Source organism: Polaribacter butkevichii (assembly GCF_038024105.1).
Classification (GTDB): domain Bacteria; phylum Bacteroidota; class Bacteroidia; order Flavobacteriales; family Flavobacteriaceae; genus Polaribacter; species Polaribacter butkevichii.
This window is the reverse complement of the sequence record NZ_CP150661.1, coordinates 1,376,867-1,391,747: the sequence shown is the minus strand read 5'-3', so window position 1 is coordinate 1,391,747 and position 14,881 is coordinate 1,376,867. Positions and strand designations below refer to the sequence as shown.

Annotated in this window: 13 protein-coding genes; 5 read left to right on the top strand and 8 right to left on the bottom strand. The window is 30.3% G+C overall.

What is annotated here, in order from left to right:
* The first annotated feature begins 14 nt into the window (after positions 1 to 14).
* Positions 15 to 1,439 carry an ATP-dependent DNA helicase gene (locus WG951_RS05770; RefSeq protein ID WP_105049235.1) on the top strand — a complete coding sequence of 475 codons (1,425 nt, stop codon included), beginning with the start codon at positions 15 to 17 and terminating at the stop codon, positions 1,437 to 1,439.
* On the opposite strand, the gene WG951_RS05765 is transcribed toward WG951_RS05770, so the two are convergent.
* On the bottom strand, positions 1,436 to 2,386 hold the full coding sequence (locus WG951_RS05765) for a lipid A deacylase LpxR family protein (RefSeq protein WP_105049234.1): 951 nt from the start codon (positions 2,384 to 2,386) through the stop codon (positions 1,436 to 1,438). The two genes, WG951_RS05770 and WG951_RS05765, sit on opposite strands and share 4 nt — an antisense overlap.
* A gap of 94 nt (positions 2,387 to 2,480) precedes the next feature.
* On the opposite strand from WG951_RS05765, the gene ppk2 (WG951_RS05760) reads away from it, so the two are divergent.
* Positions 2,481 to 3,338: a polyphosphate kinase 2 gene (ppk2, locus tag WG951_RS05760; RefSeq protein WP_105049233.1), complete on the top strand. Its 858-nt coding sequence runs from the start codon at positions 2,481 to 2,483 to the stop codon at positions 3,336 to 3,338.
* Between the two features lie 7 nt (positions 3,339 to 3,345).
* On the top strand, positions 3,346 to 4,125 hold the full coding sequence (gene ppk2, locus WG951_RS05755) for a polyphosphate kinase 2 (protein ID WP_105049232.1): 780 nt from the start codon (positions 3,346 to 3,348) through the stop codon (positions 4,123 to 4,125).
* Here the strand turns inward: ppk2 (WG951_RS05755) and WG951_RS05750 are convergent.
* Positions 4,122 to 4,754, bottom strand: a complete 633-nt coding sequence (locus tag WG951_RS05750; protein WP_105049231.1) for a hypothetical protein — start codon at positions 4,752 to 4,754, stop codon at positions 4,122 to 4,124. The two genes, ppk2 (WG951_RS05755) and WG951_RS05750, sit on opposite strands and share 4 nt — an antisense overlap.
* A 64-nt stretch (positions 4,755 to 4,818) precedes the next feature.
* On the opposite strand from WG951_RS05750, the gene WG951_RS05745 reads away from it, so the two are divergent.
* Positions 4,819 to 5,364, top strand: coding sequence for a Smr/MutS family protein (locus WG951_RS05745; protein WP_105049230.1), 546 nt, complete (start codon positions 4,819 to 4,821; stop codon positions 5,362 to 5,364).
* A 15-nt stretch (positions 5,365 to 5,379) separates the two neighbouring features.
* Positions 5,380 to 6,513 carry a cysteine desulfurase family protein gene (locus tag WG951_RS05740; protein WP_105049229.1) on the top strand — a complete coding sequence of 378 codons (1,134 nt, stop codon included), beginning with the start codon at positions 5,380 to 5,382 and terminating at the stop codon, positions 6,511 to 6,513.
* A gap of 71 nt (positions 6,514 to 6,584) precedes the next feature.
* Here WG951_RS05740 and WG951_RS05735 read toward each other — a convergent pair whose 3' ends face one another.
* From WG951_RS05735 to WG951_RS05710, 6 genes are all read right to left on the bottom strand, one after another.
* Entirely contained in the window at positions 6,585 to 8,135 is a 1,551-nt protein-coding gene (locus WG951_RS05735) for a hypothetical protein (protein ID WP_105049228.1), read from the bottom strand.
* Between the two features lie 9 nt (positions 8,136 to 8,144).
* A complete protein-coding gene (locus WG951_RS05730) occupies positions 8,145 to 10,436 on the bottom strand; it encodes an FdhF/YdeP family oxidoreductase (RefSeq protein ID WP_105049404.1) in 2,292 nt (763 codons plus the stop codon).
* The gene (gene fdhD, locus WG951_RS05725) at positions 10,429 to 11,238 is read right to left on the bottom strand and encodes a formate dehydrogenase accessory sulfurtransferase FdhD (protein ID WP_105049227.1); all 810 of its coding nucleotides are present in this window, start codon (positions 11,236 to 11,238) and stop codon (positions 10,429 to 10,431) included. The genes WG951_RS05730 and fdhD overlap by 8 nt, the downstream gene beginning before the upstream one ends.
* Positions 11,239 to 11,319: 81 nt before the next feature.
* Positions 11,320 to 12,501 (bottom strand): class I SAM-dependent methyltransferase, encoded by a 1,182-nt coding sequence (locus WG951_RS05720; RefSeq protein ID WP_105049226.1) that lies wholly within the window; start codon positions 12,499 to 12,501, stop codon positions 11,320 to 11,322.
* A 6-nt stretch (positions 12,502 to 12,507) separates the two neighbouring features.
* Positions 12,508 to 13,590 (bottom strand): AI-2E family transporter, encoded by a 1,083-nt coding sequence (locus tag WG951_RS05715; protein ID WP_105049225.1) that lies wholly within the window; start codon positions 13,588 to 13,590, stop codon positions 12,508 to 12,510.
* A complete protein-coding gene (locus WG951_RS05710) occupies positions 13,590 to 14,867 on the bottom strand; it encodes a hypothetical protein (protein WP_105049224.1) in 1,278 nt (425 codons plus the stop codon). Before WG951_RS05710 ends, WG951_RS05715 begins: the two co-directional genes overlap by 1 nt.
* Between the last annotated feature and the right edge of the window lie 14 nt (positions 14,868 to 14,881).

Genomic DNA, 14,881 nt, shown 5'->3' with positions numbered 1-14,881 from the left:
GTATTAATTTTTATATGATAAATAAAACAACCGATTTTTACGGAGAATTACTGAAAAAATTTCATTTTACACCTACTTCTAAGCAAGATAAATTATTACGCCTTTTAAGTGATTTTAGTTTTAGCGAGGATACTGATGCCCTCTTTTTATTAAAAGGGTATGCAGGTACAGGAAAAACAACTACCATTAGTGCATTTGTAAATAGTTTAAAAACTATAAATAAAAAAGCAGTTTTATTAGCGCCAACAGGTAGAGCGGCTAAAGTGATTGCTGTGTATTCTAAAAGACCTGCATTTACAATTCATAAAAAAATATATTTCCCTAAAAAACAGGCAAATGGTGGTGTTGGATTTGTTTTACAGCCCAATAAGCATAGAAATACAATTTTTATTGTAGATGAGGCTTCCATGATTCCTGATAGTAGACAAAATCAACAATTATTTGATTCTGGTTCTTTATTAGACGATTTAATTAGATATGTATATTCTGGTCATCAATGTAAATTGATTTTTATTGGAGATACGGCACAGCTTCCGCCTGTAAAATTAAATATTAGTCCTGCTTTAGAGCAAGATACATTAATGTATGATTTTCATAAAAATGTTACAGAAATAGAATTGGATGAAGTGATGCGTCAGCATGAAGATTCTGGAATTCTTGCAAACGCTACTTTATTACGATTGATGATACAAAACGATACCACTAACTTTAAGTTTGATATTGATTTTCCGGATATTGTAAGATTAGATGATGGCTATGATATAGAAGATGCTTTGGTAACGGCTTATGATAGTGGAGGTATAGAAGATACTGCTTTTATTGTGCGATCTAATAAAAGAGCAAATCAATACAACCAACAAATTAGAATGAATATTCGTGGGCAAGAAAATGAAATTTCTGCGGGTGATTTTATAATGGTGGTTAAAAATAATTATTTCTGGTTAAAAGAAAATTCAACCGCAGGTTTTATTGCCAATGGAGATATTTGTGAAGTATTAAAAATATTTTCTATTAAAGAATTATACGGCTTTAAATTTGCGGAAGTAGAAGTAAGGATGATTGATTATCCAGACATGCAACCTTTCGAAACCGTTTTATTATTAGATACTTTAACTAGTGAATCTCCATCGTTAACTTACGACGAATCCAATAAACTGTATCAAGCGGTAAAAGAAGATTATGCCCACTTAAAATCAAAGTCTAAACAGTTTATGGAAATTAAAAAGAATGTTTTCTTTAATGCTTTGCAAGTAAAGTTTTCGTATGCTATGACCTGTCATAAATCTCAAGGAGGACAATGGAAAACGGTTTTTATAGAGCAGCCTTATTTACCCGAAGGAGTATCTAAAGAATATTTTAGATGGTTGTATACAGCATTAACAAGAGCGCAAGAAAAATTATATTTAATTGGTTTTAAAGACGAATTTTTTAATGATTAACGTAATAAATAATTAATGATAACGCTGCCGTATCTATGACCATACGTAAATCTTAAATCTTTAGATTTACTTGTGTTGTAGTTAAAACTGTAACCAAAATTAAATCGATTAGCAGTAAATTTTAAACCAACTTCAATATCAAAAACAAAAGGCATAATGTTTTTTGTAATTGGACTTGTTTTGTTTAAAAAACTGCCTTGTAAGGTTGCATCATAAAAAGCATAACGTAACATTGGTTTAACAAAGAAAAAACTTTCTATTTCTCTGTAATTACTTGTTTTGTCATCATTTAAATTGGTATTAAATGCTATTGAGTTTGTTAAATTTTGCAGTGGTTTTAAACCAATTCTACTGTAAAAACCAGAGGCAATATTTGTATAAACAGTACCAGCATTTAACGTATTAACCCAAGTAATATCTAAGTTATTATCATTGGTTGTTGCAAGGGTTTTTAAGTATTCTGCATTAAAGTTTAGTGCAAAAGCATTTTTTATTTGATATTGCCAACCTACGGCTTTTTTAAAACCATAAATATCATGTATAAATTCTTGTAATTCCTCGGCATAAGAGTCAGCGCCAATAACACCAATTTGAGCAGAAGTATTAAAAATTTGATTGCTTTTATAGACTCTTTGTATTTTAAAGCCTCCATATAAGTAGCCTGCAAAAGGTCTGTCGTGTTCATTCATGTTTTCAACCGTAGCTTTGTACGGTGTGTACATTTCATGACCAATTTTCCATTCAAAAATTCGCTTTTCTAAAAATTCATTTTTTTTGCTCGAAAGATATCTGTATTCTAAAAAAACTCCACTAGTATAATACCTGTCTCTAGTTGCAGAAACATACAAATCATTGTCTGTTCTAAAACTAATTTCTTTAGAAAATTTTTCTTGTGCAATAATTAGTGAAGACGCAAATAGAGCTAGAATAAACAGGAAATTTTTCATAGAAAGCAAATATAAAATAACTTATTTAAAATGATGTTTTTTTTATGGATTTCTAAAAAAAAGTAGTTATTTTTAGACCAAGTAAAAAGAATGAATGGAGACAAAAAAAGGATTAACTGCAGCAGACTTTCAAGGTGCTAAAAATACAGAAGAACTTCTGGCGCTTATAGCGGATAAAAACGAGACTTATAACAAAGTAAAAAAAACACTTCAGTATAATGAAGAGTTAAGATTGCTTCAAATAGAGTTGGTTAAATTACAACGTTGGATATCTAATAACAACAAGCGGGTTGCTATTATTTTTGAAGGTAGAGATGCAGCTGGTAAAGGTGGTAATATTCGTAGATTTATGGAGCATTTAAACCCACGTTCTAGTAGGTTGGTGGCTTTAAATAAACCTACCGAAGTAGAAAAAGGGCAGTGGTATTTTCAACGTTATATAAAAGAATTACCAAACCCAGGAGAAATTGTTTTTTTTGATAGAAGCTGGTATAATAGAGCTGTTGTAGAACCTGTTATGGGGTTTTGTACAGACCAACAATATAAAGAGTTTTTGGTGCAAGTGCCAGAGTTTGAGCACATGATGTACGAAGATGGTGTGGTAATCATTAAATTTTGGCTTTCTATATCTAAAGATGAGCAATTAAAACGTTTTGAAGGCAGAAAAGAAAATCCATTAAAAAGATGGAAATTTAGTCCTGTAGATAAGCAAGGTCAAATTCTTTGGGATAGATACACTCACTACAAAAGAGAAATGTTTTCTAAAACTCATACCTCATACAGCCCTTGGATGATGATTAAAACGAATGATAAAAAAGTAGCAAGATTAGAAGCTATTAGACATGTTTTATCTATGTTTGATTATGATGAAAAAGAAGACTCAAAAACAGTTTTAAACCCAGATCCTAATGTTGTAATGCGTTATTATAGATCTAATACTAATATAGATTAAATTTAATATGGAAATATCACCTAAAAATTTAAAGAAGTTAAATTCTAAAAAAGGCTTATTAGCGTTGTTGTCTAAAGAACCGTTAAATATTGGTAGAGCAATTAGATATGTAGATTATCAACGTAAACTAGAAAAGTTACAAGTAGAGTTAATTCGTTTACAAACTTGGGCAATTAATCAAGAAGAAAGAATAATTGTTGTTTTTGAAGGTAGAGATGCTGCAGGTAAAGGTGGGGCAATTAGAAGGTTAACAGAACGTATTAATCCTCGTCATATGCGTATTGTTGCATTACCAAAACCAACAGAAGACGAGCAAACACAATGGTACTTTCAAAGATATATAGAGCAATTACCAAAAGCTGGTGAAATTGTTTTTTTTGATAGAAGTTGGTACAATAGAGCGGTTATTGAACCCGTAAACGGATTTTGTACTCAAGAAGAGTATCAGATTTTTATGAATCAGGTAAATGATTTTGAAAGAATGATTTTAGAATCTGGAATTCATGTAGTTAAAATTTATATGTCTATTTCTAAAAAAGAACAAGCAAAACGTTTTGAAGACATTAAAAGCAATCCATTAAAACAATGGAAAATGACAAAACTAGATGAAAAAGCCCAAGATTTTTGGGATGAATATACCGAGTATAAAAATGCAATGTTCGAAAAAACAAATACTGCAATTTCTCCTTGGAAAATAATTAGAGCAAATAGAAAAACAGAAGCACGCGTAAATGTTATCAATCACATTTTAGATCGTATTCCGTATGATAAAAATTTAAAAGTTTAAAGGAGTGCTTTTTTTACTTCTGCAAAAATAAAATAGATTTCACCTGCAATTTGTTGGTTTGTATTTAGATAAGTTTCTTTCTGTAATGGAGTTCCATCAGAAGGTTTAGGGTCTACAAAGGGTAAGTGAAATCTATAAATAGCTTCTGCTATAAAAGGACATTTTGTATCGGCGTTATTACAAGTAGTTATTGCTATAAAAGGTTTTTTATTATCTACATGATCATATCTTTTAGAAAAACCTAAAATTGTTTTAGATGATTCATCAAAAGAAATAAGATACTTTGGGTTTTGATGCGAAAAATCTTCTAAATTAAAAGAAAAACTAGCTTTTTGTAATGTTTTTATGGTGTTTCTATAAAAAGAAGTTACTTCTGTTCCGCCAGAAAAACTATAAATGTTTAGGTCAAAATAATGGGCTGCAAAAAATGCCCAAACTTGTGCTATTTGACTTCTTCTAGAATTGTGTGTGCAAATAAAGTTTAAATTAACAAGACCTTCGCTTTTATATTCTTTAGAAATTGTTTCAGAAATTTCTAACAATAAATTCTTTCTGCCTTCACTTAATGTAATTTTATTGTGAGCATTTGTAAAGAATTTTCTTGTAGAAATAGCTGAAGTCTTAATCATCTTGTTATTTTTGTCTCAAATATACTATCTTAAAAACTGAAAACAAATTAATACAAGGTTAAGAATGTGTTTAGAAATTGGAAATAAAGTGGCGGTTTTAGATGATGTTTTAAAAGGAAAAGTCATCCATATTATGGGTGATGAAATTTCGATTGAAACTAGCGATGGCATGGTTTTTAAGTTCAATTCGTCTGAATTAGTAAGAATTGGAATAGAGCAACATGAACTCTCTAAATTTAGTGATATCAACAATGCACTACTAAAGGATAAAATTGCTCAAAATAAGCCAAAGAAAAGCTTGTTTAAAAAAGAAAAAAAGGAAATAATTTTAGAGGTTGATTTACATATTAGTAAATTAACAAAATCTACAAGAAACATGGATAATTACGACATGTTAAACCTTCAGTTAGATACTGCAAAAAATAAAATTGAGTTTGCTATTTCTAAACGAATTCCTAAAATAGTTTTTATTCATGGAGTTGGTGAAGGAGTTTTAAGGTCAGAGCTTCAACGATTATTAAATAAATATCCGGTTCAATTTTATGATGCTTCCTATAAAAAATACGGTTTAGGAGCAACAGAAGTTTATGTTTTTCAGAACGCTAATTAATTGTAATTTTACAGTATGAAAACGGTTTATTTAGACAACGCAGCTACCACACAAATTGATGAAGAAGTTATAGAGGTAATTTACTCTTCTATGAAGCAAAATTATGGTAATCCATCTTCAATACATCAATTTGGAAGAAAAGCTAAATCGGCAGTAGAAACTGCTAGAAAAAATATTGCAAAACATTTTAATGTAACTGCTAGCGAAATTATTTTTACAGCAGGTGGTACAGAAGCTGATAATTTAATTTTACAGAATGCTGTTTTTAATTTAGGAGTGCAAAGAATTGTTACTTCTAAAATAGAGCATCATGCAGTTTTACATACTTGTACTTATTTAAAAAAAGCACATAACATTATTGTAGATTATGTTAATGTTGATGAATTTGGAACTGTTGATACAGGGCATTTAGAACAGCTTTTATCAACATCAAAAGAAAAAACATTGGTAAGTTTAATGTTGATCAATAATGAAATTGGTAACATTTTAGAAATAGATGTAATTGCTGATATTTGTAAAAATAATAAGGCTTTATTTCATTCGGATACCGTTCAGTTGATAGGGCATTATCCGCTTGATTTACAAAAAATACCAGTTGATTTTATAGCAGCAAGCGCACATAAATTTCATGGACCAAAAGGAGTTGGTTTTGCCTTTTTTAGAAAAGGATTTGGAATCTTACCAATGTTACATGGTGGAGAACAAGAAATGGGCGCAAGGTCTAGTACAGAAAATGTACATGCTATTTTAGGGATGGAAAAAGCATTAGAAATTGCTGTTTCTAATTTAGAGGAAGATAAAGTTTACATAGAAAATTTAAAAAAGTATTTTATTTTTGAACTACAAAGTATATCCGAAAAGATTCAGTTTAACGGACTTTCATCCGATATAGAAAAAAGTAGTTATGCAATTTTAAATGTGCGTTTTCCTTTTACAAATGATATGTTGTTATTTAGTTTAGATATGGCAGGAATTGCTGTTTCTGGAGGAAGTGCTTGCCAAAGCGGAAGCAATAAAGGCTCTCACGTATTAAGAGAGATTTTAAGTGACGCAGATGCGGATAAAACGTCTATTCGTTTTTCTTTTTCAAAATATACAACAAAAGAACAAATTGATTTTGTTGTAAAATATTTAGAAACTGCTATATAAGTAGAGCGTTTTAATAAAGGTTAACTAATGAATAGGGTTGCTTAAAATATTTTAACCAACCCTATTTTTAATTATTTTAACTTTAAAAATGAGATGTTATACTTTAGTCCTAAATTGATAAAAGGACTGCTTAACTCTCCGCCTTTTGCTTTTACATAACCAGCGGCAGCTCTAAAGTTTAACGTATTAGAAAGTTTATAATCTAAACCTAAACTTGGTTTTATAATAAAACCTTGGCCTGTGCTAATATTTCCTCCACCTGCTGCACCACCTAAAATTTGTGTAAAAATAGAGGTAGAATTATTAAAGAAAGGCTTTGATTTTATACCTAAACCAACCAAACCTTCTGCATAAGCACCTGCATTACCAAAGTTTGCAAAAGAGGTTTGTCCTGCAACAAAAAGATGTTTGTTTAAATCTAAATTTATTTGCAAAGAAATTTGATGCATGTGTTCCGTAGGGTCTTCTATCCTCTTAGCATTAAAGTACAGGTCTTGTTTTACAATAACATCAAATCCTTTAAACTTTCCTTGTGTAAAAGAAGTATTGTCTGTTTTTACTCCATTTCTTTCTATGTAGTATTTAATTCCGACTCCAAATGTTGAGGTATAAAAATCTTTATTAGGCGTTAATAAATATCCTTTATTAACAGAAACATAAATGTCTTTTAGTATTTGTTGCTCTATGGATATATCTGGGTAAAATAAAAAACCACCTTTTGTATCTACACCACCACCACCACCAGCACCAAAACCTAATTTAGCTAAGATATTGGTTCTGTTTTTATTCATAGATAAATGATACCCTCCTCCTAATAAAACATCCATATAACCTGCTCTAATACCATCGTAGGCACCATCTACTTTTAAAAATGCAAACCAATTGTCATTAAGGTAAGACGTAAATTCAAAACCAGCTAATTTTATTGTTTTTCCTTTTAAAACTTCTCCAGTAGTAGAATTTGCTTCACTTAAAACTTTTAAATTGTTAAAATGAACCATCAAGGAATTTTGTTTCGGATTTTGATTCCAATTTGTGTTTTCAAAATTATCCAAACCAAATTCTTTTTCTGTATGCTTATAATTTGCATATTCAAAATCTAAAGGAATCTCTAATCCAATATTTAGTTGATGTCCTTTAATTCTTCCACCATCAAAAAAGTTAACATAACTCCAACCTCCATTTAAAGAGAAGTTTTTAAATTGATACCCTAAATTAGCATGAGGCAAAATGAAAGCGCCACCACCATCGGGAGCACCAGCGCCACCACCACCACCAAAGTGAAAACCTGTATCGATATATAATTTTTTAGAAAAATATTTTTTTAGCCCTGCATTAATTCCTAAAGTAAAAAAGCCACCTCTAATGCCAGAAATAGAGCCATAAAGGCCAACACCTGTGTAAAAAGATTCATTTAAAAATAAATTATAATGGATACCCGTAAATCCCATATTTGGTTCATTAAAAGTAGTTCCAATATCTTCTGGAGGCGGCATCTTTATAGAAAGAAAATCTATTTTGGCAAACCCTTTTTGAGTAATTCTTTCAGGAATATTTTCTGTTTGAGAAAATAATGCTTGAAAAGAAATAAGCGTTATTAATAAGAATATAAACTTTTTCATAAGCTAATTTTATCTTTTTTTGATGGTAATAATTACAGTTTTAGAGGTAGGTGTATTGCTAATATCTGCTTTGCTTTTTAAAGGCACTAAAACATTTGCTTCCGGAAAATAAGTAGCTGTACATTGTTTAGGAATCTCATAAGGAACTACTAAAAAACCTTTTGCTTCTCTTTCTTCTTTATTAAAATGACTTGTTAGATCTACCAAATCTAACTTTTTTAAATTTAATGAGTTCATATCATCTGTATTCATAAAGATAATTCTTCTTTCATTTAAAACCCCTCTATATCTGTCATCTAAACCATAAATAGTGGTGTTGTATTGATCATGAGTTCTAATCGTCATCATCATAAATTGGTTATTTTCTAACGCAATTTCAGAAGGTTTGTTGATACTAAAATTAGCCTTTCCTGTTTTGGTCGGTGTAAAATCATTTTCTCTTGCATTGTTTGGCAAGTAAAAACCCCCTTTAATTCTTACGCGGGTATTAAAATCATTAAAACCAGGAATGGTTGCTTCAATTTTATCACGAATAAAGTCGTAATTAGAAATTAATTCAGACCAATTGGTTGTTGTATTCTTAATAGTTGCATTGGCAACACCCGCCACAATAGCGGTTTCACTTAATAAGTTTTTAGAACAAGGTTCTAAAGTTCCTTTAGATTGATGTACCACTCCCATCGAATTTTCTACGGATACAAATTGTTCTCCAGTTGCCTGATAATCTTTTTCAGTTCTTCCTAAACAAGGAAGTATAATTGCTTTTTTACCAGTAATTAAATGACTTCTATTTAGTTTAGTAGATACTTGTACTGTTAAATTACAATTTCTTAAAGCATCCGCAGTAAAAGTGGTGTCTGGTGTGGCAGAAATAAAATTTCCCCCCATTCCAAAAAATACTTTTGCTTCTTTTTTATGCATGGCTTCTATAGATTCAACCACGTCAAAACCAAATTTTCTTGGAGCTTTAAATTGAAACTCTTTTTCTAAATTGTCTAAAAATGAAGCGGGAGGTCTTTCCCAAATCCCCATGGTTCTGTCTCCCTGTACATTAGAGTGTCCACGAACCGGACAAGTACCTGCGCCTTTTTTACCAATGCTTCCTTTTAGTAATAATATGTTAACAACTTCGCGGATATTATCCACTCCGTTTTTATGTTGCGTTAAACCCATTGCCCAACAAATAATAATATTTTTATTATTGATAATGAGGGCTGTAGTTTCTTTAATTTTATCTAATGTTAAACCTGTTTGTGGTAATAATTCATCAATTGAGTAGGTGTCTAAATCTTTTAATAAGTCTTCTAATCCAGCAGTTTTTTCTTCAATAAATTGATGATCGAAAACGCTATTAGGTTCTGCATCTTCCTTTTCTTTCATCAACTTTAAGATGATTTTTAACAAAGCCACATCACCATTTATTTTTACGGGTAAAAACAAATCCGTTAAATCTTGTCCTGCTCCCACCCATTTTAAAGGGTTTTGAGGATCTTTATAATTCATTAAACCAACCTCTGGTAACGGGTTTATTGTAATTATTTTTGCGCCTTTCTTTTTTGTTTCACCTAAAGCACTTAACATTCTTGGGTGATTGGTTCCTGGGTTTTGACCAATAACAATAACTAAATCTGCATGATTGAAATCGTCTAAAGTAACAGAACCTTTTCCGATGCCTAAAGTTTGAGAAAGTGCAACACCACTAGATTCATGACACATGTTAGAGCAATCTGGTAGATTGTTTGTTCCAAACTGACGTACAAACAACTGATATAAATAAGCTGCCTCATTACTAGTTCTACCAGAGGTATAAAAAATAGCTTCATCAGGAGAGTTTAATGAATTTAATTCTTCACCAATTATATTAAAAGCATGCTCCCAAGAAATTTCTTCGTAATGTGTTGCGCCTTCTGGCAAATACATTGGGTGTGTTATTCGTCCGCTTTTACCAATTTCATAATCAGATAATTCAGAGAGTTCTTGTATCGATTTTGTAGTAAAAAAGATTGGAGAAACTTTATTTTTGGTAGCTTCTTCTGCAACTGCTTTTGCACCGTTTTCGCAATATTCTGCTAAAAAAGCTCTTTTTTCATCAGGATCTGGCCACGCACAACCTGGGCAATCAAAACCATCTTTCTGGTTTAATTTAGATAATAATTGAATCCCCTTAGAAATACCAACTTCGTCTTTAATATGAGTTAAAGCAGAAACAATTGCCTTAACACCAACAGCAGTTTTTGGAACTTCTGTTAATTGAATGCCTGTTAATTTTTCTGGTGGTTGTTCTTTTATTTTTTTAGACATAGGTTGTTTTTCTTTTAACAAATGATGGATTCGAATAAATAGTCATTTTTTGATCTCTAGTAAAGCCTATTAAGCAAATACCAAATTCTTTAGCAAAATCTACAGCCAATGAAGAACAAGCAGAAACGGCTACAATAATAGGAATTTTTGCAATAAAGGCTTTGGATACAATTTCGTAAGAAACACGGCCGCTAACAATTAAATAATTTGCTTCGCTTAATTTCTCTTTTATCAACAAATCCCCAATTACTTTATCAACAGCATTGTGTCGACCAATATCTTCTTTAATTGTTAATAAATCATAATTTTTATTAAAAAGAGCTGCGGCATGACTTCCTCCAGAATTTTTGAATGTATGCTGAAAATCATTCATTTTTAAAAACATTTCATGTAAAATATCACTTGAAAAAGAATTTGTTTGTGCTAATTTTTCTCCATTAACTTTAATGTCTTTTAATTCTTTTTTGCCACAAATACCACAAGACGAAACAGACAACAAGGTTCTTTTATTTAAGTACCCTTTGCCTAATATATATTTAGAAATAGTAACGTTTATAATAGTAGGAACTCCGTTTTCTGCTTCTTCAACATTAAAAGTCAACGTTTTTTTACTTTTATAAATATCTTCAGCATAAAGTAAACCTCTTATCAATTCCTTATCATTATCAGGAGTTCTCATCACAACGGTATAAGGTTCATCATTAATATTTATCTGTAAGGCAGCCTCAACAACCAAAACGTCATCAATAAAATTTTGAGTGTTTTGGGTGATTTTTAATGCTTGATAGGTAAGTGTCTGCATGTATATAAGTTGAGCTTTTGCAGCAAATTTAATAAAAATGTAGTCGTTTAGAGTTACTAGTCTCTTATTAACTTACTTTACTTAAACTTGACTTTTAGAACATGAAATACAAATGAGCTTATTTTGTACATCTGTGGTAAAAAATAAATACTTATTTCCACCATCTTTTAAATTGGTTTCCTTTCTTATTTGAGCAACCGTTTTAGGGAAATTTCTTGTAGTAATATTGGCTTTATTATCAGTAATTAACTTCTTGATTTTTTTCTTATCATAATTTAAAATTTGCTCAATTTTAAAAACTCTTCCAGGGAAATTGATGATTTCTTTAGAGGTGTATAAGTGTGAATGTTGATGAAGTTTAAAAAGGTTTAACTGCTCTGAAATTTCATGAAAACCACCAGATTTTAAAATTGCTGCATTAGGCTCGTACAAATAGGTAAGTGGTTCTGAATAAGTTGATGTTACTTCTTCTTTGTACTTAAAATTAAAAGTTTGAATATCTTTTTTACCAATATTTACGGTATTAATTTTGATAGGATTTTCAGATCCTTTTTCTAATAAAAACAATAATTCTTTTACTTCATTATTTACTGCAAGAATATGAATTCCTTTTACAAATTTTAACTCATTTATGGTGCTTGTAATATCTAAAATAGGCGAGTTCTTAATAAGAATTTGATTGGTTTTAGAAAACAAAAAATCAATGTTTTCGGGTACGTTTGGTAAACAATCATTTAATAAAAACACTTTGCCTTTTATATCATTTCTTCTGGATGGGTCTATATAAATACAATCGAAATTATCTTTAGTATTTTTAATAAATTCGATTCCATCACCAGAAAAAGTAGTGATATTTTCTTTTTTTAATTGTTGATAATTATGCTTTACAATTGTTGATAACTCATCGTTAATTTCACAATGTGTAACGTCTTTAAAATGGTTAGAAAAGTAAAAGCAATCTACACCAAAACCGCCTGTAATATCAATAATAGAAGTGCCTTTTACTAAAGTATCTTTATAGTTTGCTGTTATTTCAGAAGAGGTTTGCTCAATGCTTATTTTCTCTGGATAATAAATGTTTTGGGAAGTAAACCAAGAAGGTAGTTTATGTTCAGACTTTTGCTTAGCAACAATTTGATTCGCTAATTCTTGTACTGTAATGTTATCAAAAGGACTTCCTTTTAAAATTAGTTTTGTAATGTCTGATTTTAAATGATCTGTAATAAATTGTTGTACTTCTGGTCTTAAAATGGCTAAATTCAAAAGAAATTATAGGTCTTTGGTTAGTGACTTTACGATTTTGTTTTCGGCTAAAAATTCTTTCAGTATTACTTTTAAAGCTGTGTACATTGGTACCGCAGTTATCATACCTACAATTCCAAAAAGTAATCCACCAATAATGATAATTAAAAATATTTCTAAAGGATGCGACTTTGTTGTTTTAGAAAATATAATAGGTTGACTGAAAAAATTATCGACCAATTGGGCAATCAAATAACCAATCATCACGTAAAGTGAGGTTGGTAAAATTTCTGTTTGAAAATCTAATCCAATATTACTTGTCATCGATAAGATAAACATAATAACGGCTGCAATTAAGGGACCTATGTATGGTATTAAGTTTAATAGGGCGCATAAAAAAGCAATAACGATGGCATTCGAAATTCCGAAAATGAATAAAACAATGGTATAGATAACAAATAAAATAGTAATTTGAAGTATCAAACCAATAAAGTATCTAGATAATAAATCGTTAATGGTTTCTAAGGATTTAGAAAACCGGCCTTCATTTCCTTTAGGTATAATAACCATTATTCCATTTGCTAGTAACTGGCTGTCTTTCATAAAAAAGAAAGATATAAATAATACAGAAAATAACCCAACACTTAAAGTGCCAACAGCACCTAAAATGGCATTTAAAAAATCAGGAATTTCTTTAAAATGAGAAGCGATATCTATATTTTCTAATTCTTTTAAAACATTGATACCTCTAGATGAAAAATAAGAGTTTATTTGGTTAATGATTTCTTGAATGTTTGCTTGTAATTTATCTATATTTAAAAGTGATAAACTTTCTCCTTGTTCAGCAATTAAAGGGATAAACATGCCAATTAAACCAGCTAAAAAACCTAACATTAACAGCATTGTAGTAATTACTGCAAGTGTATTGGGAAATTTTAATTTTCTTCTTAAAAATTGAATTAGTGGTCTTGCAATTAAAGATAAAACACCTGCAATAATAATGTAAACAATTACAGATTGTATTGCGTATAAGAAGTAGCCCAAAAGTAAAATACCTACCAGAATAGCTACCGCTCTTAAAATTCCGTTTGCAATTGTTTTCGATTTCATTAATTATATCCTTTTACAGTTCCCATACTTAAAATTCGTCCATTGCCAAAAGTATGGTTTGTTGGTAACAAAGTACCACTTTTTGTGGTTATCCAATCTTGCCAAGTAGCAGAAACTCCATCCATTTTCATGCTTGGTACAAACATTTTATAACTTTTAGGTACATAATTAGAGTCTAAAAGCCACAAATAAGAATCACCAGGTGTAGAACCACCAGTGGTATATTTAACTAATAACACATCTTTATCATCTACTTGTTGTATGCTTCTTATAATTCCGTTTTCGAATAATTTATGCGGAGCAACCAACCAAAAAGAATCGTTGTTAAAAATATTCCACGCTTTTTTTACAATGGCAGTATCTATAACTTCTTGTTTTTTATTGTTGATGTAAACCGTGCTTTTTTGGGTGTTTCTAGTATCTAAATTTACAAGAATAGAATCCCAAGAAACGTCTGCAACATTTTTTTCTTTATCCCATTTAAAAGATCTTTTACCAGCAAAACTCCATTCTAAATATCTAGTGTTTTTATACGCTTTATGTTTTATCGCTTTTAAAATTTTATCAGCTAATTCGTCTGCTTTTTCATTATAAGCTTTTACATCGCCCATGTTTATTTCCATTCCAAAAAGAGACAATGTGTGTTTTGTAGGTAATTTAATTCCAGATGCTGTGTTTTTTAAATCAGACCAAGTGGCAGCAACACCGCCAATAGGAATAATGCTTGTCCACATTTTAAAAGAAGTAGGTAAGTAGTTGTCATCTAAAATCCATAAGTAAGAATCTCCAGGAGTAGAACCGCCAGAAGTGTAGGTAATTAACAGTGCGTCTTTACCTTCATGTTTTACAATACGTCTTTCTGTACCAGAGTCAAAAACTTTGTAAGGAGCAATTAGCCAAAAAGAATCGTTATTAAAAAAGTCTTGTGCTTGTTTAACCAATTCTGGTTTATTAGTAATATTTCCATCAACATATACTTCAGATTTATTAGGAGCATTTGTATGCAGTGTTACTTTATAATTTGCCCAAGAAATATGTACAATATTTTCTTGTTTGTACCATCTATAAGAGTGTTCTCCTCTAAAGCTCCACTTTAAAACCTCTGTTTTTTTATAAGCATCAATATTTAAGGCATTCAGCATTTTAGTAGCCAATGCATCTGCTTCTTTTCCTTGTTCTCCTTTAGGTAAAGGTTTATTATTTATAAAATAATAGAGTCCACCAGCAACAATTAAAAGCAATAAGATAATTCCAATAAATTTAAAAAGCTTCTTCATTTTTATAAATTAAA

What these genes read in the sequence shown, in the direction of transcription:
- WG951_RS05770 (WP_105049235.1), top strand. Translation starts at nt 15, where the DNA reads ATGATAAATAAAACAACCGATTTTTACGGAGAATTACTGAAAAAATTT.
- WG951_RS05765 (WP_105049234.1), bottom strand. Translation starts at nt 2,386, where the DNA reads ATGAAAAATTTCCTGTTTATTCTAGCTCTATTTGCGTCTTCACTAATT.
- ppk2 (WP_105049233.1), top strand. Translation starts at nt 2,481, where the DNA reads ATGGAGACAAAAAAAGGATTAACTGCAGCAGACTTTCAAGGTGCTAAA.
- ppk2 (WP_105049232.1), top strand. Translation starts at nt 3,346, where the DNA reads ATGGAAATATCACCTAAAAATTTAAAGAAGTTAAATTCTAAAAAAGGC.
- WG951_RS05750 (WP_105049231.1), bottom strand. Translation starts at nt 4,754, where the DNA reads ATGATTAAGACTTCAGCTATTTCTACAAGAAAATTCTTTACAAATGCT.
- WG951_RS05745 (WP_105049230.1), top strand. Translation starts at nt 4,819, where the DNA reads ATGTGTTTAGAAATTGGAAATAAAGTGGCGGTTTTAGATGATGTTTTA.
- WG951_RS05740 (WP_105049229.1), top strand. Translation starts at nt 5,380, where the DNA reads ATGAAAACGGTTTATTTAGACAACGCAGCTACCACACAAATTGATGAA.
- WG951_RS05735 (WP_105049228.1), bottom strand. Translation starts at nt 8,135, where the DNA reads ATGAAAAAGTTTATATTCTTATTAATAACGCTTATTTCTTTTCAAGCA.
- WG951_RS05730 (WP_105049404.1), bottom strand. Translation starts at nt 10,436, where the DNA reads ATGTCTAAAAAAATAAAAGAACAACCACCAGAAAAATTAACAGGCATT.
- fdhD (WP_105049227.1), bottom strand. Translation starts at nt 11,238, where the DNA reads ATGCAGACACTTACCTATCAAGCATTAAAAATCACCCAAAACACTCAA.
- WG951_RS05715 (WP_105049225.1), bottom strand. Translation starts at nt 13,590, where the DNA reads ATGAAATCGAAAACAATTGCAAACGGAATTTTAAGAGCGGTAGCTATT.
- WG951_RS05710 (WP_105049224.1), bottom strand. Translation starts at nt 14,867, where the DNA reads ATGAAGAAGCTTTTTAAATTTATTGGAATTATCTTATTGCTTTTAATT.